Raw genomic sequence first — 25,685 nt, forward strand, 5'->3', positions numbered from 1 at the left:
CCGCCGGGGTGCGCTCAGGCGAACCTGCGCCGGGGCACGGTGAGGTGGTAGCCGCGGTCCAGCAGCCGCGGCAGGTACCGGCCCAGCGCTTCGACGGTCTGTGAGCGGTCCCCTCCGGCGTCGTGGGACAGCACGATGACGCCGGGGGCGGCGCCGTCCGCCACCTGCTCGGCGATCCTGCGGCTGCCCGGTTCCGTCCAGTCGAGCGAGTCCACCGTCCAGGCGAGCGGCTCCATGCCCAGCTCGGCGCCGAGTTGGAAGACGGCCCGGTTCCAGGCCCCGTACGGCGCGCGGAACCACAGCGGTGCCTCGCCGTACGCGTCCTGGATGGTCGCACAGGTGCTCTCCATCTCCGCGCGGATCTCCGCCCGGGGCAGCCCGGTGAGCAACCGGTGCGTCCAGGTGTGGTTGCCGACGAGGTGGCCGTCGTCGGCCATCTCGCGCAGCAGGTCCTTGTTCTCGACGGCCATGCGCCCGCACACGAAGAACACCGCGCGTACGTCGTACTCCCGCAGCGTGCGCAGGATGCCGGGGGTGTAGCGGGGGTCGGGGCCGTCGTCGAAGGTCAGCACCATGTCCCTGCCGTGTTCCGGCAGGCGCTGCACCGGCGCGCGGGGTACGGGGATCCGGGCGGGCGTGGGCCGCGAGGGGCCGTAGCCGGTCATGGGCTCCAGCCGGAAGGCGGACGACGGCGGCGGGGCGGGCGCCTGCGGGCCCACGGCCGCGGTGACCCGCCGTCCGGGCCGGGCCGGACCGTCGGCACCGCGCAGCCGGGCCGCACCCGCCGCCCCCGCGGCACCCGTGAGTGCGGCACCGGCCAGCAAGAGCCGGCGTCGCGTGAGCAGTTGATTTTCTTTCATGACGTACCAGTTTCGCCCCCCTTGGGGAGCAGCCGTGCCGAATGTACCGGACGGACGGGGCGTACCACCGCCGACGCGGCGGCGGTTGCCCCGCGGCGTGCGGCCCCCGCCCGTTGCCCGGCCGCGCGGTCCGGACCCCGGAGGAGGCCCTCCCGCTTCCCGCGGGGGCCTTTGGACCTGCGGCTTCCGATAGCCTCACAGCCGTGACGGAACAGCACTCGCACCGCTTCGAGCTGGGCACGGACGGGCCCAAGGTCATCGTCGTCGGGGTGGACGGCTCCGACTCCTCGCTCCGCGCGGCGGCCTACGCCGGCGGTCTCGCCAGGAGGCAGCGCGCGCTGCTCGCGGTGGTGTACGTGCAGCCGGTGATGGCGGCGGGTGCGGCGCTCGGGGCGCCCGTGGCCGAGACCACCGACACGATCGCGGAGGAACTGGTCACCTACATCCGCGAGGCCACGGAGCGGGTGAAGGGCATATTCGAGGTGCGCTGGGAGTTCCACACCTTCCGTGGGGACCCCTACGGCGGTCTGGTCAAGGCGGCCGACGAGCTGAAGGCGGACGCGGTGGTGGTCGGAGCGTCCGAGCAGGCCGGGCACCGCATCATCGGCTCCGTGGCCGTCCGGCTCGTGAAGGCGGGACGCTGGCCGGTGACGGTCGTGCCGTGACGTCCGGGCTCTCTGCGCACCGGCCCTCCCCCGGCCCTCCCCCGGTGTCCTGCGCCCCCGCCGGCGCGCGGCCCGATGACGCAGGCCGTCTTCCGTCCCCTCCGGCACTGCGCCATCATGATCCGCCGTCAGCCCGTTGCCGTCCGCGAAGGGGTGAGGCTCATGGCCCGGCTCAGAGTGAACGAGGGGATTCTCCGCCGCAAACCCATCGAGCACATCGACGACACGGAAGTGGCCGAGGACACCAGGCTCGTCCGCTCGCTCGGCCTGTGGCAGCTGACGGCGATCGGTGTCGGCGGGATCATCGGCGCCGGGATCTTCACCCTCGCCGGGACCGTCGCCAACGGCACGGCGGGCCCCGCCGTGCTCGTGTCGTTCCTGATCGCCGGCCTGGCGAGCGCGGCCGCCGCGCTGTCGTACGCCGAGTTCGCCGGCCTGATCCCGAAGGCGGGTTCGGCGTACACCTACGGGTACGCGGTGCTCGGCGAGTACGCGGGCTGGTTCATCGGCTGGGACCTGCTGCTGGAGTACACGGCGATCGTGGCCGTGGTCGCGATCGGCATCTCCGGCTACTTCGGCTTCCTCGTCGGCGAGTTGGGCGCCGACCTGCCGTCCTGGATGCTGGGCGCCCCGGGCACGGGGGCGGGCCACCGGGTCGACCTGTTCGCGGTCGTGCTGTGCCTGCTGATCGCGTACCTGCTGAACCTGGGCATCCGCAACGCGGCCCGCTTCGAGACGTTCGTGGTGGCCCTGAAGGTGCTGGTCGTCCTGCTGGTGATCGGTGTCGGCGTCTTCCACATCGACACCGGCAACTACCGCCCCTTCTTCCCCTACGGGCTCGGTGGCGCGTTCACCGGGGCGGCCACCGTCTTCTTCGCGGTGTTCGGCTACGACGCCATGTCGACCGCGGCCGAGGAGTCCAGGGACGCGCAGCGCCACATGCCGAAGGCGATCGTCTACTCGCTGGCGGTCTCGATGGTCCTGTACGTGGCGGCCTGCCTGGTCCTGACGGGCATGCAGGACTACCGGGACATCGACAAGGAGAGCGGCTTCTCCAGCGCCTTCAAGGCGGTCGGGCTCGGTGGTCTCGCGGACGTGATCGCGGTCGGCGCCATCATCGGCATCCTCACCGTGATGTTCACGTTCATGCTCGGCGTCACCCGGGTGTGGTTCTCGATGTCCCGTGACGGGCTGCTGCCGGAGTGGTTCGCGAAGACGCATCCGACCCGTCACGTCCCGACCCGCGTGACCTGGATCGCCGGGGTCGCGTCGGCCGCCATCGCCGGGTTCCTGCCGATCGGCGAGGCGGCCGAGCTCACCAACATCGGGATCCTGCTGGCGTTCGTCGTGGTGTGCACCGCGGTGATCGTGCTGCGCCACCGGCGGCCGGACCTGCCGCGCGTCTTCCGGGTGCCGTGGATGCCGTTCGTCCCGGCGCTGGGCGTGGTCTTCTCGATCTGGCTGATCACGTTCCTGCAGTGGCAGACGTGGGTACGGTTCGCCGTGTGGTTCGTGGTCGGCCAGATCGTCTACTTCGGATATTCGTACAAGCGATCGAGGCTGGCCGGTGGGGCCGACTCGCGATCACACCCGTCGTGAGGCGGAAAGCCCATGACGGCACAGGCATGCCGGTGCGAGCGACGGCACGGGCACGCCGGTGCGGGCATCCGGGCAGGGGTGCGGCGGAGACATGTCGATATGCAGACCCGCCGCAACCGACGGTAACGGTGAGATCCCGCCGCCGTCCGGACGCCCGCCCACCCCGGGAACGACCGCACACCTCCCGGTCGACCGCTCACCGCACCGTTCACCGACGAACAGCGACCGCCCACCGCACAGCCGTGCCGCCGCACTGTCCCCACGGCGCCGGGCGCGTTGCCATAACGCCCATGACGGCCGGAACCACCACCCCACCCCACGGGACGACCGCCGAGCACGAGCTGGCCGAGCTGCAGCGCGAGCACGGTCGCCCCCTCTTCGCCCTGCTGCTCAGGCTGTGCGACGGCGACCGCCAGCGCGCCGAGGATCTGCTGCAGGAGACGCTCGTGCGTGCCTGGCAACACCCCGAGGCGCTCCGCGCCCATGACTTCGAATCCATCCGCCCCTGGCTGCTGACGGTCGGGCGGCGGCTCGCCATCGACGCGCGGCGGGCTCGCCAGGCGCGTCCCGCCGAGGTCGGCGACGCCATCCTGGAGAACGCGCGGGTGATCGCCGATCACACCGAGCGGTCCACCGCGATGCTCGACGTGCGCAGGGCTGTGAAGACTCTCACTCCCGAGCACCGCGAGGTCCTGATGCAGGTGTACTTCCACGGGGCGAGTGTGGCGGAGGCCGCCGAGGCCCTGGGGATTCCGCCCGGTACCGTGAAGTCGCGCGCGCACTACGCGTTGCGGGCCCTGCGCCGGGTCCTTCCGGGATACGCGGCCGACCTGCGCTGAAACCGACGGCCGAGTCAAACCTCCGTAAAGCGCCTTGCTGCGGACCATGGTTGAGCAATCAGCTTGCTTCATCCGTGTTCCCGACTGGGGCCCGGGTTCGGGCGACGCGCACGACCGGAGGAAGGCAGGAAGGGATGCTGCACAGAGGCCAAGAGAGCGCGGACGGCACCGGTGACGGTGAACTGACCGTCCCCATGGCGTGGCTGTACGCCGAGTACATCGCCGACGAACTGCTGCGCACCGGCGACCTCATGCCGCCCACGTCCTTCGAGTTCCGCGCCGGGCGCGATGCCCTGGCACTGACCATCTTCCTGTCCGACACCGGTGGCGAGCTCTCCGGCATCCGGGTCGTCTCGCAGCTCGAGACCTGGCTTTCGCTGACGGCGTACGACCAGCCGTGGCAGGACTGGGTGGGCGAGCGGATGGCGCAGCTGGGCGCGGAGGCGGCCGAGGCGGGCGGCCCCACCCCGGACCTGGAGCTCGCCTCGGCGGCCTGGCGCTGGCTGGAGGAGACCGAGCTCCTCGCCCCTGACCTGGACGCGGTGCCCGGCGGCGGCCCCGTGACCGGCGAGGACGACGGGCCCCAGGTCTGGACGCCCGCCTGGCAGCTCGGGCTCCCCCTCGGCCACCTCGCGATCCATCTTTTTTGAACCGGGACCAATCCGCGGGGCCGACCGCTCCGAATATCTGCCTTCTTCTTCTCTCACGCCTTGAGTGATTCGGCGGTCTGGTCCGTACCGGTGGGCAACAGCAGCACCACCCCCACCCCGCTCACCGGCATGAGGATTTGGTATGAGGTCCCTGGAACGGCATCGCGACGTCGGCGCCTACGCGCTGGGCGTGCTGGACGAGGCGGAAGCCTTCCGCTTCGAGGACCACCTCATGGAGTGTCCGAGCTGTACGGCGCACGTGAGCGAGTTCCGCCCCGCCGCACGGCAGCTGCTGCTGTACCGGCAGGCGACGCCCCGGTCCGTGCACCCCTTCGCGACCCCCGGGCCCCGGCTGCTGGAGCGACTGCTCGACGAGGTGTCGGCCAAGCACCGCGGCAGGCGCAGAACCCGGCTGTACGCGGTCGCCGCCGCCGTGGTGTTCGCGGTGGGCGGGCCGACGGTCGCGGTGCTCTCCGGCCACGGCACGTCCTCCTCCACGACGGCCATGAGCGGGACCGACCCGGACACGGGCGTGTGGGCCGAGCTCACCACCCAGGACCGCGTCTGGGGCAGCCAGATCGATGTGAAGGTCAAGGACACGTCGGGGCCGCGCCCCTGCCGGCTCGTCGCGGTCGGCAAGGACGGGTCGGAGCAGACGGTGACGAGCTGGATGATGCCCGGGGACGACGGCGGGGCGACGAACGTGCAGGGCGGTGCGGCGCTGCAGGCCAGGGAGATCGACCGCTACGAGGTGCGCACCGAGGACGGGCGGCACCTGATCACGCTGAAGTCGCGCTGACCGGGTGCGCGGGCCGCTCCCCGTGCCCCGCTCTACTTGAGCAGCCGCGACATCCTGCGGTCCGCCAGCGGCTTGCCGCCCGTCTGGCACGTCGGGCAGTACTGCAGCGAGGAGTCGCTGAAGGACACCTCGCGGATCGTGTCGCCGCACACGGGGCAGGGCTGTCCCGTGCGGCCGTGGACCCGCAGTCCGCCCTTCTTCTCCGTCTTCAGGCGTCCGGCGGCCAGACCGCGCGAGCGTTCGACCGCCTCCGTGAGCGTGGCGCGCAGCGCCTCGTACAGGCGCCGTGTCTCCTCGGGCGACAGCGAGGACGCCAGTTTGAAGGGGGACATGTGCGCCGCGTGCAGGATCTCGTCGCTGTAGGCGTTCCCGACGCCGGCGATCAGGCCCTGGTCGCGCAGCGCCCCCTTGATCTGGCGGCGCTCCCCTTCGAGGAGCCGCGCGAGGCGCCGCTCGTCGAAGTCGGCGGCCAGCGGGTCCGGGCCCAGGCGCGCCACCCCCGGGACCTCCTGCGGATCGTGTACGACATACACCGCGAGCCGCTTCTGGGTGCCGGCCTCCGTCAGGTCGAAGCCCTCCCCCGTCTCCAGGGCGACCCGCAGGGCGAGCGGGCCCTTGCCGGGGCGGGGGACGCCGTCGGGCAGGCGGTCCCGCCACTGGAGCCAGCCCGCGCGGGCCAGGTGCATGACGAAGTGCAGTCCGCCGGCCTCCAGGGCGAGGAACTTGCCGTACCGGCGCACGGCCGTGACCTCGTGCCCCTCGACGGCGGTGACCGGAGGGTCGTACGTCTTCAGGACGCTGATCGCGACGGGCAGCACCCGCACCACCTCGTGGCCCACGAGACGGTCGGCCAGGAAGTCCTTGAGCGCTTCGACCTCGGGCAGTTCCGGCATGTGTCCAGGGTGCCATCCGCCGCCCGCGGGCGCGGGTGCGGCGCATCCCTCAGCCGCGCGACCGGACCATGAACTCGCACCACACGACCTTGCCGCCGCCGCGGGCCTCGACGCCCCACACGTCCGCGAGCCGGTCGACGAGCAGCAGGCCGCGGCCCGAGAGGCCGGACTCGCCCGCCTCGCGGCGCCGGGGCAGGGCGCTGGAGGAGTCCTCCACCTCGACACGAAGCCTGCGGTCGTGACCGGTGAGGACCCGGAGGGTGACGATCGCGGAGCCCTCGGTGTGCATGAGGACGTTGGTGATCAGTTCGTCGGCGACGAGTTCGATCTCGTCGGAACGCTCGCCGGCGCCCCAGGTGCGCACCGCGGCGCGGATCATGTGCCGGGCCCCGATGAGCGCTTCGGGGTCGCCGAGCGCGACATGCTGCTGGAGCCGGCCGCCGGTCCGCTGGGCCAGGCCCCGGCGCTGCAGGAGCAGCAGGGCCACGTCGTCGTCGCCGTTGCGCTCCCTCGCCACCTCGATGAGCCGGTCGGCGAGGTCGTGGACGTCGTCGGGGCCGGTGCCGATGAGCTCCCGCAGGGCCTGCATGCCCTCGTCGAGATCCGCCCCGGGCCGTTCGACCAGCCCGTCGGTGCACAGCAGAAGGGTCTGGCCGGCGTCCATCTCGTGGGTCGTGACCGGGTATTCGAGACGGTCGAACTCGGCCGACAGCCCGAGCGGCAGGCCGCCCTCGACCGGCAGGGTCCGGCAGCTTCCGTCGGCCAGCCGCACCAGCGGGTCGATGTGCCCGGCCCGGACCAGTTGCACCACACCGGTGGACAGGTCGGCCTCGGCGTACAGGCAGGTCGCGAACCGTTCGGTCTCGAGTTCCCGCAGGAAGACCGAGGCGCGGGCCATCACGGTGGCGGGCGTGTGCCCCTCGGCGGCGTACGCGCGCAGGACGATCCGCAGCTGGCCCATGACGGCGGCCGCGTGCGTGTCGTGGCCCTCGACGTCGCCGATGACCGCGCCGACGCGGCCGCCGGGCAGCGGGACCAGGTCGTACCAGTCGCCGCCGATGTCCCGGCCGAGGGAGCGCCCGGCCCCGCCGGCGCGGTAGCGGACGGCGACGTCGGCGCCGGGCACGCTGGGGATGGAGCGGGGCAGCATCGCCTGCTGGAGGCCCTCGGCGAGGTCCTTCTCCTGCTCGTAGAACATGGCGCGCTGCAGGCTCTGGGCGATGCTGCTGCCCAGCGCGAGCAGGACGTTGCGCTCCTCGGGGGTGAAGCCGCGCCGGTCGTCGTAGAGCAGTCCCATGACGCCGATGGGGCGGGCCTGCACGATCAGCGGCAGATAGGCGGCCGAGGTGATGTGCAGGCCCGCGAGGCGCGGCCACAGGAGCGGGTACCGCTCGGCGAACTCCTCCGGCGACTCGATGAACCGCGGGCTGAGGGTGCGCACGACCTCGCTCATCGGGTACGGGTCGTCGACGCGTGTGACCACGGCGCGGGGAACGACCCCTTCCCTGGGTCCTTCGACGACGAGCCTGATGCGGCCCGCCTCCACCAGGCCCACGACGAGGCTGGCGGCGCCGAGAGGGGTGAGGCCGTGGCTGTCCCTGATGACCTCGGTGACGTCCTTGACGGTGCGGGCGTGGGCCAGCGCCGCGGTCGTCCTCTGGACGATGTCCGTCTGGCGGCGCAGGGCCTCGTCCTGGAGTGCCTGGTCGCTGCGGGCCTGGATCTCGTGCAGCTCCTGCGTCGCGTCGCGGACGATGCCGATGATCCTGCGCGGCCGGTTCGACTCGTCACGCCGGATGTACCCCTGGGCGTGGGTCCAGCGCAGGGTGCCGTCGCGGCGGCGGACGCGGAAGTAGGCGCCGAAGTTCTCGCTGCCGTCCTTGATCGCCTGGGCGACCAGCGCGTCGAGGCGGCGGTTCTCGGCCGTCGGGACCCGGGCCGCCAGGCTCTCGGGGTGGCCGTCGTATTCGTCGGGGCGCAGGTCGAAGATCTCGTGGGCCCGGGCATCCATGTGGAAGAGTCCGGTGTCCAGGTCCCAGTCGAAACTGCCCATGCGGTTGAGCGCCAGGATCGGATCCGGGTGGGCGGGCCAGTCGTCCGGGAGTGACAGGGCGCTCGCTCCCCGATCAGCCATGGGGCCCACCTTGCCAGGGTTTGCCCCGATATTCGACTTCTGCCCGCGGGCCGCGTTACGCAACCGCGGAAGCGGTGTACACAGAGTCACGGGGGCCGGCCCTGGCGCGTCCGGGGTCACACTGGGAGGAGAGGAGCGGTCACCGTGGACTGGTTCGTCGCGCCGGAGTACTGGCTGAGCCGGCTGGTCTTCCAACGGGCTCTGGCCGCCGTGTACCTGGTCGCCTTCCTGACCGCGGCGCTGCAGTTCCGCGCGCTGATCGGTGAGCGGGGAATGCTGCCGGTGCCGCGGTTCGTCGCCCGGGTGCGCTTCTCCCGGGCACCGAGCGTCTTCCACCTGCGCTACTCGGACCGCTTCTTCGCCGCCTGGTCATGGGCGGGGTGCGCGGTGTCGGCGGCGCTGATCGCGGGGCTGGACTCCCGTGTGCCGCTGTGGGCCGGGATGCTGCTGTGGCTGCTCCCCTGGGCGATGTATCTGTCGATCGTCAACGTCGGGCAGACCTGGTACTCCTTCGGCTGGGAGTCGCTGCTGCTGGAGGCCGGCTTCCTGGCGGTGTTCCTGGGCAATGACGCGGTCGCTCCGCCGGTCGTCGTGCTGTTCCTGCTGCGCTGGCTCCTGTTCCGCGTCGAGTTCGGCGCCGGACTGATCAAGATCCGCGGGGACGCCTGCTGGCGGAAGCTGACCTGCCTGGACCACCACCACGAGACGCAGCCGATGCCGGGCCCGCTGAGCTGGTTCTTCCACCATCTGCCGAAGCCGCTGCACCGTGTGGAGGTGGCGGCCAACCACGTCACGCAACTGATCGTGCCGGTGCTGCTGTTCACGCCGCAGCCGATCGCGACGGCCGCCGCCTCCGTGATGATCGTGACCCAGCTGTGGCTGGTCCTGTCCGGCAACTTCTCCTGGCTGAACTGGATCACGATCGTGCTGGCGCTGTCGGCGGTCGGATTCCCCGCCGCGCCCCCGGCGACGGCGGCCGCGCCGGCGTGGTATGTGGCGGTGGTCCTGGCGGTCGGCGCGGGCCTGCTCGCCCTCAGCTACCGTCCCGTGCGCAATCTGCTCTCCCGCCGCCAGGTCATGAACCGCTCGTTCGACCCGCTGCACCTCGTCAACACCTACGGGGCGTTCGGCAGCGTCAGCCGGACCCGGTACGAGGTGGTGATCGAGGGCACGGCCGACGAGGCACCGCGGGAGGACTCCGACTGGCGGGAGTACGAGTTCAAGGGCAAGCCGGGCGACCCTCGGCGCTGGCCGCGCCAGTTCGCGCCGTACCATCTGCGGCTCGACTGGCTGATGTGGTTCGCCGCCCTCTCCCCCGCGTACGCGGCCGCCTGGTTCGGCGGCCTGGTCGAACGGCTCCTGGAGAACGACCGCGACACGCTGCGGCTGCTGCGCCGCTCCCCCTTCCCCGCCGACGCGCCGCCGCGCTACGTACGGGCCCGCCTGTTCCGCTACCGGTTCACGACGTGGCGCGAGCTGAGGGAGAGCGGCGCGTGCTGGGAGCGCACCTATGTGCGGGAGTACATGCCGCCGACCCGGCTGGCCGCCCCCGCCGCCCACAGGCGGTAGACGCGGCCGGGCGGTGCCGTCGGCAGGGCGGCGGAGCCGTCGCGGGCCCGGCGGCCCGGACTCTAGGGCCGCCGCTTCAGCCTCAGCGTCATCAGCTCGAACGGGCGCAGCTTCAGGGTGATCCGGTCGCCCTCGCGGGGCGGTGCGGGCGCGTCGGCGAGCGGTCGCTCCAGGAGGTCCGTCGCCACCGCCTCCACGACCTCGAAGTCCGCCGTGAGCGTGGCCGGCGTACGGCCGCCGCGCGACTCGTGGAAGCGTACGACCACGTCACCGCTGCCGTCGTCGGCCAGCTTGACCGCCGTCACCACCACCGCGTCCTCCGCCACGGTCACCAGCGGCGTCACCGCGTGCGCGCCGGTCAGCCGCCGCTGCGGCAGGTTGATCCGCCAGCCTTCGCGTACCGCGTCCCCGACCGTGGCGCCCGGCACCAGGGCGTGCCGGAAGCGGTGGACGCCCTGGTCGGTCTCCGGGTCGGGGAAGCGGGGCGCGCGCAGCAGGGAGACCCGGACCGTGGTGGTCGTGCCGCGGTCCTCCCGGCGCACCGTGCGCGTCACATCGTGGCCGTACGTCGAGTCGTTCACCACCGCCACGCCCCAGCCCGGCTCCTCCAGGTGCACGAAACGGTGGTTGCACGCCTCGAACTTGGCCGTCTCCCACGAGGTGTTGGTGTGCGTCGGCCGGTGGAAGTGCCCGAACTGCGTCTCGGACGCGTACCGTTCGGCGTGCACGTCCAGCGGGAACGCCAGTTTCAGGAACTTCTCCGTCTCGTGCCAGTCGACCTCCGTGCCGATCTCCAGCCGCCGCTCCCCCGGCGCCAGCGACAGCACCTGGGTGACGCGCGACGCGCCGAAGGACCGCACGACCCGGACCGAGACGCCGTCCTCATCCGCGGCGACCCCGTCCGCCTCCACCAGGTCGGTGACGGTGTTCCGGTAGAACGCGTCCACGTCCCACGCGTCCCACATGTTCGGGAAGTCGGGGTGCAGTTGGAGCAGGTTGGCGGCTCCTCCCGGTGCGATCGTCTCCCGTCCGGCCTCCAGGTCGTAGGCCGAGACGACCAGTCCACGGGCGTCGATCTCCACCCGCAGCAGCCCGTTGTGCAGCACGAAGCCGCCCTGCGGCCGCGCCGTCGGCGACACCTCGCGTGCGGCGGCGGGCCTGCCCGCGCCGCCCGCCGGGATGCCGTCGCGGGTGTGCGGCGCCGCGTTGAACACCAGCGGAACGTCTCCCTCGCCGGCCAGCGACCGCTGCGCCGCCTCGATGATCCCGTTCAGCTCCCCGGCGATCCGCTCGTAGGTGGCCCTGGCCTCCCGGTGCACCCACGCGATGGACGAACCGGGCAGGATGTCGTGGAACTGGTGGAGCAGCACCGTCTTCCAGATGCGGTCCAGGTCCTCGTAGGGGTAGGGGAATCCGTTCCGTACGGCCGCCGTGGCCGCCCACAGCTCCGCCTCCCGCAGCAGGTGTTCGCTGCGCCGGTTGCCCTGCTTCGTCTTCGCCTGGCTGGTCAGCGTGGCCCGGTGCAGTTCCAGATACAGCTCGCCCACCCAGACGGGCGGGTCGGGGTACTCCTCCTGCGCCTTGGTGAAGAACTCCTGCGGTGTCTCCCACACCACGGTTGCCGAGCCCTCCAGGCTGCGCAGCCGTGCCGCCTTGGCGACCATCTCGCGGGTGGTGCCGCCGCCGCCGTCGCCCCAGCCGGTCGGCGCGAGCGAGTGCCCGGCCGCCCCCTTCTCCCTGAAGTTCCGTGCCGCGTGGGCGATCTCGCCGCCCCTCATCGAGCAGTTGTAGGTGTCGACGGGCGGGAAGTGGGTGAAGATCCGTGTCCCGTCGATGCCCTCCCACAGAAAGGTGTGGTGCGGGAACGTGTTCGTCTTCGACCACGAGATCTTCTGCGTCAGCAGCCGGTGGGAGCCCGCCGCCTTGATGATCTGCGGCAGCCCGGCGGCGAAGCCGAACGTGTCGGGCAGCCACGCCTCGTCGTTCTCGATGCCGAACTCGTCGAGGAAGAACCGTTTGCCGTGGACGAACTGGCGGGCCATCGCCTCCGAGCCGGGCATGTTGGTGTCGGACTCCACCCACATGCCGCCCGCCGGCACGAACCGGCCCCCGGCCACCGCCTTCTTCACCCGCGCCCACACCTCGGGCCGGTGCTCCTTCACCCAGGCCCACTGCTGTGCCTGTGACATGGCGAAGACGAACTCCGGCTCGTCGTCGATGAGCGCGGTCATGTTGGCCGTCGTACGGGCCACCTTGCGCACCGTCTCGCGCAGCGGCCACAGCCACGCGGAGTCGATGTGCGCGTGCCCCACGGCACTGATGCGGTGGGCGGAGGGGGCGGCGGGCCTGGCCAGGACATCGGCGAGCCGTTCCCGGGCCGCCGCCGCGGTGGCGCCCACGTCCTGCAGGTCCACCGCGTCGACCGCCCGCTCCACCGCGCGCAGGATCTCCCAGCGCCGCGCGGACTCGACCGGCAGCTCGGCCATCAGCTCGCCGAGCACCTCCAGGTCGAGGACGAGGTGCCACACGGTCTCGTCGAAGACGGCGAGGTCCATGCGCGCCAGCCGGTACTGGGGTTCGCCGCCCGCGGTCTCCTTGTCGCCCAACGGCGTGGGCACGAAGGGGCGGTAACCCAGGATGACCGGGTTGGAGGCGGCCTCGATGCGCAGGTCGACCTGCTCGCCGCCCTCGACGGGAGAGCCGATCCGCACCCACTGGTTGCGTGGGTTGAGGCCCTTCACCGGGGTCCCGTCGGGACGGTAGACGAGTCCCTCGCACTGGAAGCCGGGCATGTTCTCGTCGAAGCCGAGGTCCAGCAGCGCCTCGACGGTCCGGCCGGCCCACGCCTCGGGCACGGTCCCGGTCACCCGGAACCAGCTCGTGCCCCACGGGGCACCCCAGCGCGTGCCCACCGCGATGGGTTCGGCCGGGGCGGCCAGGCCCTCGGCGACCGGCACGGGCTCGCCGGGCGCGTGCCACACCGCCGCCTGCAGCGGTACGGACTCGGGGTACACGGCGGGGCGGATGCGCTCGTCGAGGACGCGCCGGAGACGGGCCTCGACCAGGGTGCGGTCGTCATGCATGGGGTGCTCCGTGGGGTGAGGATGCGGGGTGCCGGGCGGTGCCGCGGTGGGTGGTCGTGGCGGGCGGTCGTGGCGGGAGTCGCGACGTTGTACAGCTCCCCGACCGCGGGCACGTCGAACCGTGCGACGCCCCCGTCCGGTCCGGGGGCGGGCTACCCGATGACCTGATCGGGGGTGACGACCTCGGTGATGCCCCGGGCCGCGAGATGGTGCCGGTCGTCGGCGCGGCTCGCGAGAACGGTGGCGGGGCGGGCCCCGTCGGCGGTCAGCCGGGCGAACGCCTCGAAGACCGGGCCGCCGGGGGCACAGACGGAACGGCCGGCCGCGGTGTCCACGGCCAGCGCCGTGGTGCGGCGGGCGGGCTCGTACGGCCCGTGTTCCCGGATGATGCGGGCGAGCGTCCCGGCGGCGGGCTTGGGCCGCCGGTCGTTGGTCAACAGGCCGAGCCCGTACTCGAGCTCGGGGAAGTCGGCGAGGCCGCGGCTGACGTCGTGGGAGCACCACCAGGTCACGCCCCACACGTCCGGGCAGTCCAGGGCGGCCGCGACGGTGGCCTCGGTGAAGGCGGCCGCGTGCTCGGCGGGGATCAGCGGCGCGGGGGCGCCGGCCTCCTGGAGCCAGACCGGGCGGCGGGGGTCGTCCGCCCACGCCTTGGACAGCTCGATGAGGTAGGCGGCATGGTGCTCGGTGGCGGTTGCGGTGCGGCCGTGGCGCTGGGCGGTGCCGTCGAACACCCAGGAGTGCACGGCGGTGAGGTCCCCCAGCCGGGCGGAGTGCTCGGGGGTGATCGAGTCGAGGTCGGCGCGCACGGAGTCCAGGTCGAAGTCGAGCCAGTGGTGGAACCATCCGTCGCTCGGGGTGTAGTTGACGCCGAAGCGCACGGCAGGAGGCATGCGGATCCCTTCACACGGCGGTCCGTCGGGGCAGGTCCGGCCGGTTCGGCCCTGCGGCGACCTTGCCCGGCGGTTTCGGCACAAGTCAACGCATGGCTGTCCGCGCCCTCATGGGTTCCACGGCCGCCGGACTCTCGACGTGGCGCCGCCGGCAGGGCACAGTGCTCCTCGTACTCGCCAGTACGCTCATGCCTCAACCGTGCAGAGCACCGACAGGGAGCGCCCGTGACCAGCTGGGTCGGCCGGACCGCCGCCGAGATTGCCGCCGCCGTACGTGAGAAGCGGGCCACGCCCCACGAGGTGGTGGCCGAGCACCTCGCACGGATCGAACGGCTCGACGCCCGCGTAGGCGCGTTCCGCCACGTGCGCACGGACGCCGCACTGGCCGAGGCGGAGGAGGTCGCGGTCCGCGCGGATCTGGCCCGGCTCCCCCTCGCCGGTGTCCCGGTGGCGGTCAAGGACAACCTGCCCGTGCGCGGTGAGTCCACCCGCGTCGGTTCCGCCGCGACCCCGGACGCCCCGGCCGACCACGATCACGTCACGGTGGCCCGGCTGCGCGCCGCGGGCGCGATCGTGGTCGGTCTGACGAACGTGCCCGAACTGTGTGTCTTCGGGACCACGGACGGGGTGCACGGAATCGCCCGCAACCCGTGGGACACCTCCCGCACGGCGGGTGGCTCCTCGGGCGGCAGCGCCGCCGCGGTGGCCGCCGGGATGGTGCCGATCGCCCTCGGCAACGACGGGATGGGCTCGCTGCGCATCCCGGCCGCCAACTGCGGTCTCGTCACCATCAAGCCGGGCTACGGCACGGTCCCGGCCGGTATCGGCAACGGCGACTGGTTCGGCATGTCGGAGAACGGCCCGCTCGCCACGACCGTCGAGGACACGAGCCTGATGTTCGCCGTCCTGGCGGACCGGCCTGGCGCCCCCGCGCCGGAGCCGGCCACGCACAGGATCGCGCTCTCGCTCCACAGCCCCCTGCCCGGAGTGCGCGTGAGCCGCTCGTACGCGAACGCCGCACGCGAGGCGGCCGCGCTGCTCGGGCAGGCGGGTCACGAGGTCCGCCCGGCCGAGCCGCCGTACCCGTGGTGGCTGGGCACGGCCTCACTGGCGCACTGGACGGCGGGCACGGCGGTCGACGCCGAGGGCCTGGACCCGCGGCGGCTGACCCGGCGCACCCGGGTCCACGCCGCGGTGGGCCGCCGGTTCGTGAACGGCGTGCGGTCCGGTGACCGCCGCGAGCAGCTGCGCCACCGGCTGGAGCCGTTCTTCGCCGAGCACGATGTGCTGCTCACCCCGGCCCTGGCACGCCGTGGCCCGGCCGCCGCGCCCTGGCACGAGCGCGGCTGGCTGCGCAACCTGCTGGCCAACACGGCGTACTCGCCGATGACCCCGCCGTGGAACCTCACGGGCTGGCCGGCCATGTCGGTCCCGTTCGGCACCCTCCCGAGCGGGGCGCCCTGCGCGGTGCAGCTCGTGGGCCGCCCGGGCTCCGAGGCGGAACTGCTGGCCGTGGCGGCGCAGTTGGAGACGCTGCGGCCGTGGCGGCGTACGGCGCCTCTGGAGTAGGGGAGACGGAGGCCCTACCGGTTGGACATCGCGGCGCTGATGTCGCCGGGCGCCGACTCCGGGTCGCGTTCGATGGCCAGGTCGCCCAGCGAGACGATGCCCACCGGCCGGCCGTCCTCGACGACCGGGACGCGGCGGACGGAGTGCTCCCGCATCAGCTCCACCGCGCGGCCGAGTTCCTCCTCGGCCTCCACGGTGACGAGATCCCCGCTGCACACACCGGCCACGGTGGTCTGCGCGGGCTCCTCCCCCGTCCCGCGCTGTCGCTGGTGGGCCGCACCCGGCCGCTGAACGGTCGTGTCATCGGCCTGATCACCGACGGCGGGAGTGATCTGGACGGGATCCGCGCCGTGCGCGACGCCGTCCGCACCGCGGGCGCGGTGCCCCTGGTGACCGCGCCCACCGGCGGGAGGCTCGGCACCGGGGGCGAGCCGATCGGCGTGCAGCGCACGTTCGCGACGGCCCGGTCCGCCGAATACGACGCCGTGCTGCCGGCCGGCGCCCCCGCGCCCGCCGCCGACGCCTTCGGCGCCCGTGACGCGAAGGCGGGCGAGCCGGGCAACGACGGGACGGTCGATCCCCGGGTGCTGCTGACGCTGTCGGAGGCGTTCCGGCACGGCAAGGCGATCGGCGGCTGGGCCGGCGCGCGCACCGCCCTGGAGGCCGCGGGGATCCCGGTCGACGCGGACGGGGTGGTGACCGCCGGCACCGGCTCCGGCGTGCTGGAGCGGATCACCCGCCTGCTGCCCGAACACCGTGTCCGGGACCGCTTCGCGCCTCGCCCCTGACCGCCCGGGCACGTCCCGTCCACCGACCAGCGCGCCGGACACGCGGCGCCGGACACGCGGCGCCGGGGCGGGTGTCGACCGCCCGCCCCGGGGGACTCGGTGGGCCCGCACCGACGCGGACACGCGAGACCCGAGGAGCACAGCGATGCGAGCACTGACCTGGCAGGGCAGGCGGGACGTCCGGGTGGAGACCGTCCCCGACCCCCGGATCGAGAAGCCCGACGACGTCATCGTGCGGATCACGTCCACCGGTATCTGCGGTTCCGACCTCCACCTGTACGAGCTCTTCGGCCCCTACATCGACCCGGGCGACATCCTGGGGCACGAACCCATGGGCGTGGTCGAGGAGGTCGGCCCGCAGGTGCACTCGCTCAAGCCGGGCGACCGGGTGGTCATTCCGTTCAACGTCTGCTGCCGCGACTGCTTCATGTGCGACCAGGGCCTGCACTCGCAGTGCGAGACGACCCAGGTCAGGGAGCGGGGAACCGGCGCCGCCCTGTTCGGGTACACCAAGCTGTACGGGCAGGTGCCGGGCGGGCAGGCCGAACTGCTGCGGGTGCCGTTCGGCGACAAGCTGCCCATCAAGGTGCCCGAAGGACCGCCGGACGACCGCTACGTCTACCTGTCGGACGTCCTGCCCACCGCCTGGCAGGCCGTGGAGTACGCGGCGGTGCCCGAGGGCGGCAGCGTGGCCGTGCTGGGCCTGGGCCCGATCGGCGACATGTGCACCCGCGTCGCCCGGCACCGCGGCGCGGGCCTGGTCATCGGGGTGGACCTGGTGGACGAGCGGCTGGAGCGCGCCGCCGCCCGGGGGGTCACGTGCTTCGACGTCCGCCGGCACGGAAAGGACCTGACCGAGGCCGTGCGGGAACTGACCGACGGGCGGGGCGCGGACGCCGTGATCGATGCCGTCGGCATGGAGGCGCACGGTGCACCGCTGGTCAAGGCGGCGCAGTGGGTGACGGGCCTGCTGCCCGACGCCGTGGCTCAGCCCCTGATGGAGCACGCCGGGGTGGACCGGCTGGGGGCGCTGCACGCGGCCCTCGACCTGGTGCGCCGGGGCGGCACCGTCTCCGTTTCCGGGGTGTACGGCGGGGCCGCGAGCCCCATGCCGCTGCTGACGATGTTCGACAAGCAGATCCAGGTGCGCATGGGCCAGGCGAACGTGTGGCGGTGGGTGGAGGAGATCCTCCCGCTGCTCACGGACGAGGATCCGCTCGGGGTGGACACCTTCAAGACGCACGACATGCCGCTGGAGGACGGGCCCAAGGCGTACGCGATGTTCCAGGCCAAGGAGGACGGGATGGTCAAGACCCTCCTCCGCCCCTGATCCCGCGTACCGTCCCGACGCCAGAAGGAGCACCCATGCCGGTGACGTTGTCCACCGACGACCTCAGGGACCTCACCGACCGGCTCACCGCCGAGGCGGACACGCTGCGCGAGGACCTCTCGGCGGCCGAGGCGAGGATGTCCGTCCTCTCCGCCGACTGCGACCTCGACGCGGCCGATGCGGGCGCCAAGGTGACGGCACTCGCCCGTCTGCGGGCGGACGCCCGGCGCGCGCGGACGCTGCTGGACCAGGTCCTCGCCGCGCTGCGCCGTGTGGGGACACCCGGCTTCGGCCGGTGCGCGGCCTGCGGTGGCGCCATCGACCGGGACCGTCTGCTGGCGCTGCCGCACACGGAGGTCTGCATCGTCTGCGCCCGGGCGGCCGCAGGCGCAGGGCCCTGAGGGCGGCCTCAGAGGTCCCGCCGCGGCAACGGCCGGGTGGCGGGGCCCTGAAGGACGCGGCCCTCGACGTCGAAGCGGGAGCCGTGGCAGGGGCATTCCCATGCCTGCTCCGCGCGGTTGAAGGCGACCAGGCAGCCCAGGTGCGTGCACCGTGCCGACACGGCGTGCAGCTGCCCGGAGGTGTCGCGGGAGACGGCGCGCACGTGGGTGCCGACGCGGGTCACCGCACCGTCCCCGGGGGCGATGCCGTCGACCGGGCCGCCGGCCAGCGGTGCCAGCCGGTCGCCCACGAAGTGTCGTGCCACCTGGGCCTGGTGCTTGAGGAAGGCGGGCCCTTCCCGCAGCACGCTGGCCACCCGGCGCGGGTCGTACAGCCTGGTCCACGGCGGTTCCCGGCCGTCGATCAGGGCGGAGAGCAGGAGCCCCGCCATGATTCCGCCGCTGAGGCCCCAGCCGCCGAAGCCGGTGGCGACGTAGGCGTGGCGGCTCGCCGCGTGCAGCGGGCCGACGAGCGGCACGGTGTCCGTGGAGTCGTTGTCCTGGGTGGCCCAGCGGTGGGCGAAGTCGAGCGGCCCGAAATGCCGGGTGGCCCAGTCGGCCAGCCGGCCGAAGCGCTCTTCGGGGTCCGCCGTGCCGGGGGTGAAGTGTTCGCCGGTGACGACCAGCAGGCGCCCGCCGTCCCGGTAGGGGGCGGTCCGCAGGGAACGGGTGTTCTCTTCCGGGGTGATGTACATGCCGTGGGGGTCGCGCCCGGGATCGATCGGCGCCGTCAGGACGAGCTCCCGTCGGGGGGACAGCCGGGCGAAGAGCAGCGCGCGGTCGAAGACCGGGTAGTGGGTGGCCACGACGACATCACGCGCGGTGACCGTGCGGCCCTCCTCGGTGCTCAGGCGGCAGGGCTCGCCTTCGTGCAGGCCGACCACGCGGGTGCCTTCGTACAGCCGCGCGCCGCGGCGCGTCAGCTCCTCGGCGAGGGCGAGGAGGTACTTGCGCGGATGGAACTGGACCTGGTCGGCCATCCGCACGGCTCCCGCCACCGGGAAGGGCAGGCCCGTGCCGGTGACGAACTCGGCGGGCAGCCCCGCCTCCCGCGCGGCTTCGGCCTCGGCACGCAGCTCGGGAACACGGTCGTGGTCCTGGGTGTAGGTGTAGGCCGGTGCGTCCTCCCAGTCGCAGTCGATGCCGAGGTCGTCCACGAGTTCCGCGGCCCTGCGGATCGCCTCCGCCTGGGAGCGGCCGTACAGGTGCGCGCCGTCGCTGCCGCGCGTGCGGCGGAGTCGTTCGTAGACGAGGGTGTGCAGGGCGGTGAGCTTGGCCGTCGTGTGGCCGGTGACGCCGGCGGCGAGCCGGCCGGCCTCCAGCACGGCGACGCTCCGTCCGCTCTGCGCCACTTCCCAGGCGGTGCTGAGCCCCGCCATACCCGCTCCGATCACGGCCACGTCGACGCGGATGTCCTCGGTGAGGGCCGGACGGGGCGCGCCCGGCGCCGTCTCGATCCAGTACGACACCTGGGTGCCGGTGTGCTCGCTCATGGGGGCCGAGTTCCCTGGGCGGGAGCCGCGAAGCGCGGCGCGAGCGGGGCGATGGCACCCACCCGAACGCCAGTACGACCGATAGGGTCCGGGTCCCCGTCGGCGCCCCCGGCGACGGGGTCTAGAGCGCCCGGTACATGATGTGCAGCCCCACCCTCCCGAACCGGGGGTGGTCGTACGCCTCCGGAACCGTGCCCAGGACGGTGAAGCCCAGGGAGGTCCACAGCGTCACCGCGGGATTGGTCTCGACGACGGCGTTGAAGACCATGCCGCGGTACCCCTCGGCCTTCGCCGCGGCCAGCACGTGCTCGGCGAGGGCGCGGCCGATGCCGCGGCCCGCGCGGTCCGGGTCGACCATGAAGCCCGCGTTGGCGATACGGGACGCGGGGCCACCGTAGTTGGGGGTGAGGTAGGCCGAGCCGACGATCGCTCCGGTGTCGTCCTCCGCCACGTACACGCGCTTGGCCGGGGCCGTCCACAGGGCGCGGGCGGCCTCCTCGGTGGTCTCCGGGTCCCAGGAGTAGGTCTCACCGGCGGCGACGATCCGGTGCCAGAAAGGCCAGATCCGCGGCCAGTCGTCGGCCGCGGCTCGTCTGATCAGCATGGGCGCGAGTCCGGCACGCCCATGCCGTCAGCGATCACCAGGGTCTCGCGAGGTCAGTCGACGCTCGGCAGGATGTGGGGCTCGGCGAGGTCGTCCTCGTAGCCGGCCAGCCGGATCGGGGCGGACCTGGCCCACACCTCCAGGCTCCCGAGTTCCTTCTCCGTCCGGCGGCCCCCGCGCTCGATGCGTTCCTCGGGGCCCTGATCGCTGTTCGTCTTCTCCGGTGTCACCGCGCACTCCTCTTGTGTCGGGTAACCCTCGGGACTGCACCGGCCCAGCTGCCGCTGTGCCCCGTGCGTCCTGTCGGGTCTGAGTCGAAATACAGGTCGGACGCGGTGGCGCCGGCAACTCGTGCGAGAGCATGCCGTGGTGGCCGGCTTGTCCCGGGACGGACCATGGGTGTGGGTGTAACCCCGAAAGGCTGTCCGTCCCCTCCAGATTAACCAAATGAGCGGGCGTCCGCTCGATGGGGCTGAAACAACCAGGTAACTGTCCAGAGTCATCTTCCGCACACCAGGCCCCATTCTCAGCGGGTTTGATGCCTTATGCCCGCTTACGCACCCCCCGTTCGGAGCAGCAGCCGAACTCGTCGCCGCGCCACCGGAGTGCGGACGGGCACGGACGGTACTCAGTTCAGGTCCCGTTGGCCGGGTCGCAAGCTCTCCCTGATCTGCTGGCCGCGGGCAACGGCTGTTCTCGCGGGAGGACTGACGCATGGAGCTGCGCAGCGTCGAGGAGCTGATGGATCTGCTGCACGCCTGCCGGGGCGGGCGGGACGCCCCGGCCGGCGGTCGGGTCGATCTGCACGACCACGCCCTGCAGACCGCGGCGCTGCTGCGCCGAAGCCGGCCGGCGGACAAGGAACTCCAGGTCGCGGGCCTGGTGCACGACATCGGGCATCTGCTGCGGCCGGGCGACACCACCGGGCACGCCGACCACGCGGCCGACGCCGTACGGCCGTTGCTCGGCGAACGCGTCTCCCGTCTGGTGCGTCTGCACGTGGCCGCCCAGCGCTATCTGGCCGCGATGACACCGGGACGCGGGCCGTCCCCCTGGAGCGCACCGGCCCTGAACCGGCAGGGCGGGCCGATGACGCCCGTGGAGGCGGACGCGTTCGAACGCGATCCGCTGGCCGACGACGCCATCACCCTGCGGCACGCGGACGAGGCGGCCACCGCGGCCGGCCTCGATCCCGGCGTGATGGAGGACTGGCGCCCGGTGCTGGAACTGGTGGCGGCCCGGCATGCCCGGCCGGGTGCCGCGGGCTAGCCGCCAGGACCCGCCGACGCTCCGGCGGGCGGCGGGCGATCAGCTCGCCCGCGCGCCGCCGGACACGTAGAAGTGGGCGCGAACACGGCGCAGCCACGCCTCGACCGCGGCCTCGTCGGGCCGGTCCGGGAGTGCGCCGCGCGTCTCGGCGAAGGCGTTCTCGTAGAACCGCAGCAGGGGCAGCGCGACCGCGGGGTCGGCGGCCACGCGCTCCCCGAAGTCATGGAACTCCTGCGGGTTCTCCACGCGGATCGTCAGCCGCCCGGTGGCGTACAGTTCCAGGCCCTGGTGGCACAGCCGCTTGAGGTGGCGGGCGTGCTTGGCGGTACGTCTGCGGGTGTCCGCGGAGAAGGAGCCGTCGCCACGGGCTTCGAGGCGCCTGAACTGCTGGGTGGCATAGCCGAGATAGGCGTCACGGACGCGCGCGGCGCACAGGAACGACGTACGGAGGCCGATCAGCTCGTCGCCGAGCGGCGTCCGCACCTCGTACAACTCCGGGGGCAGCCAGACGAGTTCCATGGCGGTCGGGTTGCCTCCGAGCGCGAGCCTGCACCATTTCGCAGCCTCGTGCAGCGTGCGGTCCGGGGCCGTGCTGACGTGGGACTCCTGCGGCCGGTGCAGACCGTGCAGCGTCTCGGTGGGCGCCGCGAACATGCCGAGCCGGTCCACGTCGGAGCCCGCGTGGGCGAGCCCGTACGCGGTCGAGCCGACGATGCCGGACAGCAGGACGTTGGGGACGGTCACGGTCGGCGCCTTCCTCGGGTCGAGCGATGGTCGACACACACCGCTGTCGAACTGGTGCGCGACTGCTCATTGTGGTCCCGGGGAGGGACCCCGGTCACCGGGATTTCCCGTCCGTGACCGCTCCCCGGCGCGCCGCACGCGCGCCGGCGTGGGCCGGCGTGGGCTGGCGTGGGCCGGCGTGGGCCGGCGTGGGCCGCGTGTCCCGCCCGTGGCCGGTCAGGCGCTGCGGCGGCGCGCCGTCTTCTTCACCGCCGTCTTCTCGGCGGCGGTCTTCTTCTGGGCCGTCTTCGTCCCCGCTGTCTTCGTCCCGGCCGTCTTCGTCCCGGCCGTCTTCCCCTCGACCGCCTTCCCCTCGGCCGTCTTCTTCGCGGCCGTCTTCTTCGCGGCCCTCCCCGCGGTCGCCTTCCCGGCCGGCTTCCTCTTCCCCGCACCCGTCCCGGCACCTTCCCTCGCCGGCAGCTCGTGCACGTCCGCGGTACCGGTCTCGCCCCTGGACTCCTGTGCCCTGCGCACGGACTCCTGGAGCGCGGACATCAGATCCAGCACCCTGCCCGGCGCCGCCTCCGGTTCCGGGGCCTCGGGCGGGGCATGGCCTTCGCGCTTCGCCTCGATGATCTCTTCCAGAGCCTCGGTGTAGTGGTCGACGAAATCGGGCCCTTCGAGGTCCTCGCGGGTCATGCGGTCGATGAGGTGCCCGGCTTCGTCGATCTCCCGGTCCGACATCCTCACCGCCGCGGGCGCCAGTTCGGAGGGGTCGCGGATCTCGTCCGGCCACCGCATCGCGTGCAGCACGATCGCCTCGTCGCGGACGCGGAGCAGACCGAGCCGCTCCCTGCCGTGCCAGGCGAACTTGGCCACCGCGGCCTTCGACGTCCGCTCCAGCGCCTTGCGCAGCAGCGCGTACGGCTTCGCGGCGACCTCTCCGGACGCCTGCAGGTAGTAGCCCTCCCCGATACGGATGGGATCGATCGACTCGACCGGCACGAAGGCGGCGATCTCGATGGCCCGGGCCGTCGGCAGGGGAAGCTCGCGCAGTTCCTCGTCGAGGACGGTGACGACCTGGTCCTTGGCGATCTCGTAGCCCTTGCCGATCTCGTCCTGCGCGACCTCCCGGTCCTCGATCTCGCAGAACTTGCGCACGCGCACCCGGCCCATGTCCTGAAGGTGGTACTGGTGGAAGCGGACGCTGTGGTCCTCCGTCGCGGCGACGACGTTGACCGGGATGGTGACCAGGCCGAAGCTGATGGCACCCGACCAGATGTTCCGGGGCATGACACACCTCCGTGCGAGCCCCGAGCAGGATCAGCCTACGGTCGGGCGGGTGCACGGGCACTCTGGGGAGCCGGCCGTGCGCACGGGACCGCGGCCGGCTCGTCCACGGCGCGCCGGCGGAGGCGCCGGACACGCTGATCGCGCCCGTTCCCGGGCGGTCCGGGACCGGACGCGATCACTCATTGCGGGATGCGGTCATGCGCTGCTGCTGCGACCCCTCACGGGAACAGCGCGATTCCGGCGAGGATCAGCAGGATGATGCCGGCGACCATTGCCACGGTGGCCCAGGTCCCGCGGTGCTTCGCCGGAGCGGCGGGGCCACCCCCGCGCGGCCGGTCCTCGGGCAGGACCGGGTGCTCCGGACGGTCGGCCGAGTAGAACTGCTCGTCGGTCGGGTACACGTTGCGGGGATCGTCGGCGGCACGCGGATCGATGTCGTGTTCAGTGGCCATGAGACGGACCTCCTTGCGCGGTACTCACCAGGGTCCGGGTTCCCAGCCGGCGCCAGGTCACGCGCCAGGGTCGGCGCGTCACCGCCTCCGGACCGCCTCCCGGCTCACCACTTGCCGGGCGCGTAGTCCTTCAGGAAGACGCCGTACAGGTCTTCTCCCTGTTCACCGCGCACAATCGGATCGTATACCCGTGCCGCGCCGTCGACGAGGTCCAGCGGAGCGTGGAAGCCCGCGTCCGCCAGCCGGATCTTGTCCGGGTGCGGGCGCTCGTCGGTGATCCACCCGGTGTCGACGGCGGTCATCAGGATGCCGTCCTTCTGGAACATCTCCTCCGCGCTGGTCCGGGTGAGCATGTTCAGGGCGGCCTTGGCCATGTTGGTGTGCGGATGGCCGGCGCCCTTGTAGCCGCGGCTGAAGACGCCCTCCATCGCGGAGACGTTCACGATGTACGTGCGCCGGGCCGGGGAGGCGGCCAGCGCCGTCCGCAGGCGGCTGATCAGGATGAACGGCGCCGTGGAGTTGCAGAGCTGGACCTCCAGCAGCTCCACCGGCGTCACCTCCTCCACCGCCTGGACCCAGCTGTTGGTGTCGTCCAGGTCGGGGACGAGCCCCCCGGCGTCGATCGCCGTGCCGGCCTCGATCCGCGCCAGGGAGGCCGAGCCGGAGACCAGCGCGAGACCGGTGACGTCCTGAGCGCTCAGCGCACCGCCGCCGGCCACCGGCAGCGCCGCCACGGCCCCGGAGCCGAACGCGCCGATGACCTCGGCGGACGGCAGCTCGCCCGCCGGCAGCGGTGCCGACTCGGCGGCCACCAGTTCGCTGTACGCCTGCGCGGAGCGGCGCACGGTCTGGGCGGCGTTGTTGATCAGGATGTCCAGCGAGCCCTCGGCGGCCACCGAGTCGGCGAGCGCCACGACCTGTGCGGGGTCGCGCAGGTCGATCCCGACGATCTTCATCCGGTGGATCCACTCGTCGCTGTCGGGCTGTGCCTTGAAACGGCGGATCGCGTCGTTCGGGAAGCGCGTGGTGATCGTGGTGTGGGCGCCGTCCCGCAGCAGGCGCAGCGCGATGTACATGCCGATCTTGGCACGGCCGCCGGTGAGCAGCGCGCGCTTGCCGGTGAGGTCGGCGCGGGCGTCGCGGCGGGCCCGGTTCTCGTCGGCACACGCCGGGCAGAGCTGGTGGTAGAAGTAGTCCACCTCGTGGTAGCGGGTCTTGCACACATAGCAGGAGCGCGGGCGCTGGAGTATTCCGGCGATCCGGCCGGCCTCGGTGGCCGAGGACGGCAGGATGCCCTCGGTCTCGTCGTCGATGCGCTGCGCGGACCCGGTCGCCGTGGCCTCGGTGACCGCCTTGTCGTGGGCGGTCTTGGCGGCCCTGCGCTCCTGGCGGCGGCGCTGCTTGACCGTGCGGTAGATGTGCGAGGTGGCCCGCCGCACCGTGACCGCGTCGGGGTGGTCGACGTCCAGCCCGTCGAGCTCCTCCAGCACGCTGAGGCAGACGGCCAGGCGCTCCGGATCGATGCCGGGCCCGTACGACATCTCGTCCGTGGCCGCCGACCCGCCGCCCGCCGGACCGTCCTCTGTCACCGTCATCGCGCTGCCGTTCCTCGCTCTCCCGCGCAGCGCTCCACCGCGCCCGCTTTCGAACGGGGAATCTTACGGAGCGCCGGGCCCGGTCACCAAACCCGCGGTGATCAGGGACGCTGGTGGTGACCGGCACAGGGCGCGGACGACGCCC

The 25,685-nt window shown here is 72.7% G+C and carries 22 protein-coding genes and 2 pseudogenes; 11 read left to right on the forward strand and 13 right to left on the reverse strand.

The window, feature by feature from the left end; translation table 11 throughout:
- Positions 1–14 precede the first annotated feature (14 nt).
- Positions 15–860 carry a polysaccharide deacetylase family protein gene (locus ACZ79I_RS04070; protein WP_471494129.1) on the reverse strand — a complete coding sequence of 282 codons (846 nt, stop codon included), beginning with the start codon at positions 858–860 and terminating at the stop codon, positions 15–17.
- Between the two features lie 203 nt (positions 861–1,063).
- Here ACZ79I_RS04070 and ACZ79I_RS04075 point away from each other — a divergent pair, with 203 nt between their 5' ends.
- The 5 genes from ACZ79I_RS04075 to ACZ79I_RS04095 all read left to right on the forward strand — a co-directional run bounded on the left by ACZ79I_RS04075 (position 1,064) and on the right by ACZ79I_RS04095 (position 5,412).
- Positions 1,064–1,525, forward strand: coding sequence for a universal stress protein (locus ACZ79I_RS04075; RefSeq protein ID WP_471494131.1), 462 nt, complete (start codon positions 1,064–1,066; stop codon positions 1,523–1,525).
- Positions 1,526–1,687: 162 nt separating this feature from the next.
- Positions 1,688–3,124 (forward strand): amino acid permease, encoded by a 1,437-nt coding sequence (locus tag ACZ79I_RS04080; protein ID WP_471494133.1) that lies wholly within the window; start codon positions 1,688–1,690, stop codon positions 3,122–3,124.
- A 290-nt stretch (positions 3,125–3,414) separates the two neighbouring features.
- Positions 3,415–3,963 carry a sigma-70 family RNA polymerase sigma factor gene (locus ACZ79I_RS04085; protein WP_471494135.1) on the forward strand — a complete coding sequence of 183 codons (549 nt, stop codon included), beginning with the start codon at positions 3,415–3,417 and terminating at the stop codon, positions 3,961–3,963.
- Positions 3,964–4,097: 134 nt separating this feature from the next.
- Positions 4,098–4,613: a hypothetical protein gene (locus ACZ79I_RS04090; RefSeq protein ID WP_471494137.1), complete on the forward strand. Its 516-nt coding sequence runs from the start codon at positions 4,098–4,100 to the stop codon at positions 4,611–4,613.
- Between the two features lie 142 nt (positions 4,614–4,755).
- Complete coding sequence (locus ACZ79I_RS04095; protein WP_471494139.1) at positions 4,756–5,412, forward strand: zf-HC2 domain-containing protein; 657 nt, start codon at positions 4,756–4,758, stop codon at positions 5,410–5,412.
- A 32-nt stretch (positions 5,413–5,444) separates the two neighbouring features.
- Here ACZ79I_RS04095 and ACZ79I_RS04100 read toward each other — a convergent pair whose 3' ends face one another.
- Both ACZ79I_RS04100 and ACZ79I_RS04105 read right to left on the reverse strand, forming a co-directional pair.
- On the reverse strand, positions 5,445–6,305 hold the full coding sequence (locus ACZ79I_RS04100; RefSeq protein ID WP_471494141.1) for an Fpg/Nei family DNA glycosylase: 861 nt from the start codon (positions 6,303–6,305) through the stop codon (positions 5,445–5,447).
- A 49-nt stretch (positions 6,306–6,354) separates the two neighbouring features.
- On the reverse strand, positions 6,355–8,439 hold the full coding sequence (locus ACZ79I_RS04105; RefSeq protein ID WP_471494143.1) for a SpoIIE family protein phosphatase: 2,085 nt from the start codon (positions 8,437–8,439) through the stop codon (positions 6,355–6,357).
- Positions 8,440–8,583: 144 nt separating this feature from the next.
- On the opposite strand from ACZ79I_RS04105, the gene ACZ79I_RS04110 reads away from it, so the two are divergent.
- On the forward strand, positions 8,584–10,008 hold the full coding sequence (locus ACZ79I_RS04110) for a lipase maturation factor family protein (protein WP_471494145.1): 1,425 nt from the start codon (positions 8,584–8,586) through the stop codon (positions 10,006–10,008).
- Positions 10,009–10,070: 62 nt separating this feature from the next.
- Here ACZ79I_RS04110 and ACZ79I_RS04115 read toward each other — a convergent pair whose 3' ends face one another.
- Together ACZ79I_RS04115 and ACZ79I_RS04120 are read right to left on the reverse strand one after the other, a co-directional pair.
- Positions 10,071–13,091, reverse strand: coding sequence for an alpha-mannosidase (locus tag ACZ79I_RS04115; RefSeq protein ID WP_471494147.1), 3,021 nt, complete (start codon positions 13,089–13,091; stop codon positions 10,071–10,073).
- A gap of 152 nt (positions 13,092–13,243) precedes the next feature.
- Positions 13,244–13,876, reverse strand: a pseudogene (locus tag ACZ79I_RS04120) (glycoside hydrolase 5 family protein); the annotation flags it as partial.
- Positions 13,877–14,209: 333 nt separating this feature from the next.
- On the opposite strand from ACZ79I_RS04120, the gene ACZ79I_RS04125 reads away from it, so the two are divergent.
- On the forward strand, positions 14,210–15,553 hold the full coding sequence (locus tag ACZ79I_RS04125; protein WP_471494149.1) for an amidase: 1,344 nt from the start codon (positions 14,210–14,212) through the stop codon (positions 15,551–15,553).
- 14 nt (positions 15,554–15,567) lie between these two features.
- On the opposite strand, the pseudogene ACZ79I_RS04130 reads toward ACZ79I_RS04125, so the two are convergent.
- Positions 15,568–15,795: pseudogene (locus tag ACZ79I_RS04130) on the reverse strand (CBS domain-containing protein); the annotation flags it as partial.
- Between the two features lie 27 nt (positions 15,796–15,822).
- Between ACZ79I_RS04130 and ACZ79I_RS04135 the strand changes: the two are divergent.
- From ACZ79I_RS04135 to ACZ79I_RS04145, 3 genes are all read left to right on the forward strand, one after another.
- A complete protein-coding gene (locus ACZ79I_RS04135; RefSeq protein WP_471504744.1) occupies positions 15,823–16,341 on the forward strand; it encodes a hypothetical protein in 519 nt (172 codons plus the stop codon).
- Between the two features lie 145 nt (positions 16,342–16,486).
- Positions 16,487–17,671 carry an alcohol dehydrogenase catalytic domain-containing protein gene (locus tag ACZ79I_RS04140; RefSeq protein WP_471494151.1) on the forward strand — a complete coding sequence of 395 codons (1,185 nt, stop codon included), beginning with the start codon at positions 16,487–16,489 and terminating at the stop codon, positions 17,669–17,671.
- Positions 17,672–17,706: 35 nt separating this feature from the next.
- The gene (locus ACZ79I_RS04145) at positions 17,707–18,072 is read left to right on the forward strand and encodes a TraR/DksA family transcriptional regulator (RefSeq protein ID WP_471494153.1); all 366 of its coding nucleotides are present in this window, start codon (positions 17,707–17,709) and stop codon (positions 18,070–18,072) included.
- A gap of 8 nt (positions 18,073–18,080) precedes the next feature.
- On the opposite strand, the gene ACZ79I_RS04150 is transcribed toward ACZ79I_RS04145, so the two are convergent.
- The 3 genes from ACZ79I_RS04150 to ACZ79I_RS04160 all read right to left on the reverse strand — a co-directional run bounded on the left by ACZ79I_RS04150 (position 18,081) and on the right by ACZ79I_RS04160 (position 20,438).
- The gene (locus ACZ79I_RS04150; RefSeq protein WP_471494155.1) at positions 18,081–19,604 is read right to left on the reverse strand and encodes an FAD-dependent oxidoreductase; all 1,524 of its coding nucleotides are present in this window, start codon (positions 19,602–19,604) and stop codon (positions 18,081–18,083) included.
- A gap of 121 nt (positions 19,605–19,725) precedes the next feature.
- Positions 19,726–20,208: a GNAT family N-acetyltransferase gene (locus tag ACZ79I_RS04155; RefSeq protein ID WP_471494157.1), complete on the reverse strand. Its 483-nt coding sequence runs from the start codon at positions 20,206–20,208 to the stop codon at positions 19,726–19,728.
- 53 nt (positions 20,209–20,261) lie between these two features.
- Positions 20,262–20,438, reverse strand: a complete 177-nt coding sequence (locus ACZ79I_RS04160) for a hypothetical protein (protein ID WP_471494158.1) — start codon at positions 20,436–20,438, stop codon at positions 20,262–20,264.
- A 484-nt stretch (positions 20,439–20,922) separates the two neighbouring features.
- Here ACZ79I_RS04160 and ACZ79I_RS04165 point away from each other — a divergent pair, with 484 nt between their 5' ends.
- Positions 20,923–21,477, forward strand: coding sequence for an HD domain-containing protein (locus ACZ79I_RS04165; protein WP_471494160.1), 555 nt, complete (start codon positions 20,923–20,925; stop codon positions 21,475–21,477).
- Between the two features lie 39 nt (positions 21,478–21,516).
- On the opposite strand, the gene ACZ79I_RS04170 is transcribed toward ACZ79I_RS04165, so the two are convergent.
- The 4 genes from ACZ79I_RS04170 to ACZ79I_RS04185 form a co-directional block, all read right to left on the reverse strand.
- Positions 21,517–22,221, reverse strand: a complete 705-nt coding sequence (locus ACZ79I_RS04170; RefSeq protein WP_471494162.1) for a nucleotidyltransferase domain-containing protein — start codon at positions 22,219–22,221, stop codon at positions 21,517–21,519.
- A 216-nt stretch (positions 22,222–22,437) separates the two neighbouring features.
- Positions 22,438–23,493 carry a non-homologous end joining protein Ku gene (ku, locus tag ACZ79I_RS04175; RefSeq protein ID WP_471494164.1) on the reverse strand — a complete coding sequence of 352 codons (1,056 nt, stop codon included), beginning with the start codon at positions 23,491–23,493 and terminating at the stop codon, positions 22,438–22,440.
- A gap of 218 nt (positions 23,494–23,711) precedes the next feature.
- Positions 23,712–23,945 carry a hypothetical protein gene (locus tag ACZ79I_RS04180; RefSeq protein ID WP_471494166.1) on the reverse strand — a complete coding sequence of 78 codons (234 nt, stop codon included), beginning with the start codon at positions 23,943–23,945 and terminating at the stop codon, positions 23,712–23,714.
- Between the two features lie 104 nt (positions 23,946–24,049).
- A complete protein-coding gene (locus tag ACZ79I_RS04185) occupies positions 24,050–25,540 on the reverse strand; it encodes an SDR family NAD(P)-dependent oxidoreductase (RefSeq protein ID WP_471494168.1) in 1,491 nt (496 codons plus the stop codon).
- Positions 25,541–25,685: the final 145 nt, after the last annotated feature.

Source organism: Streptomyces sp. PSU-S4-23 (assembly GCF_055632315.1).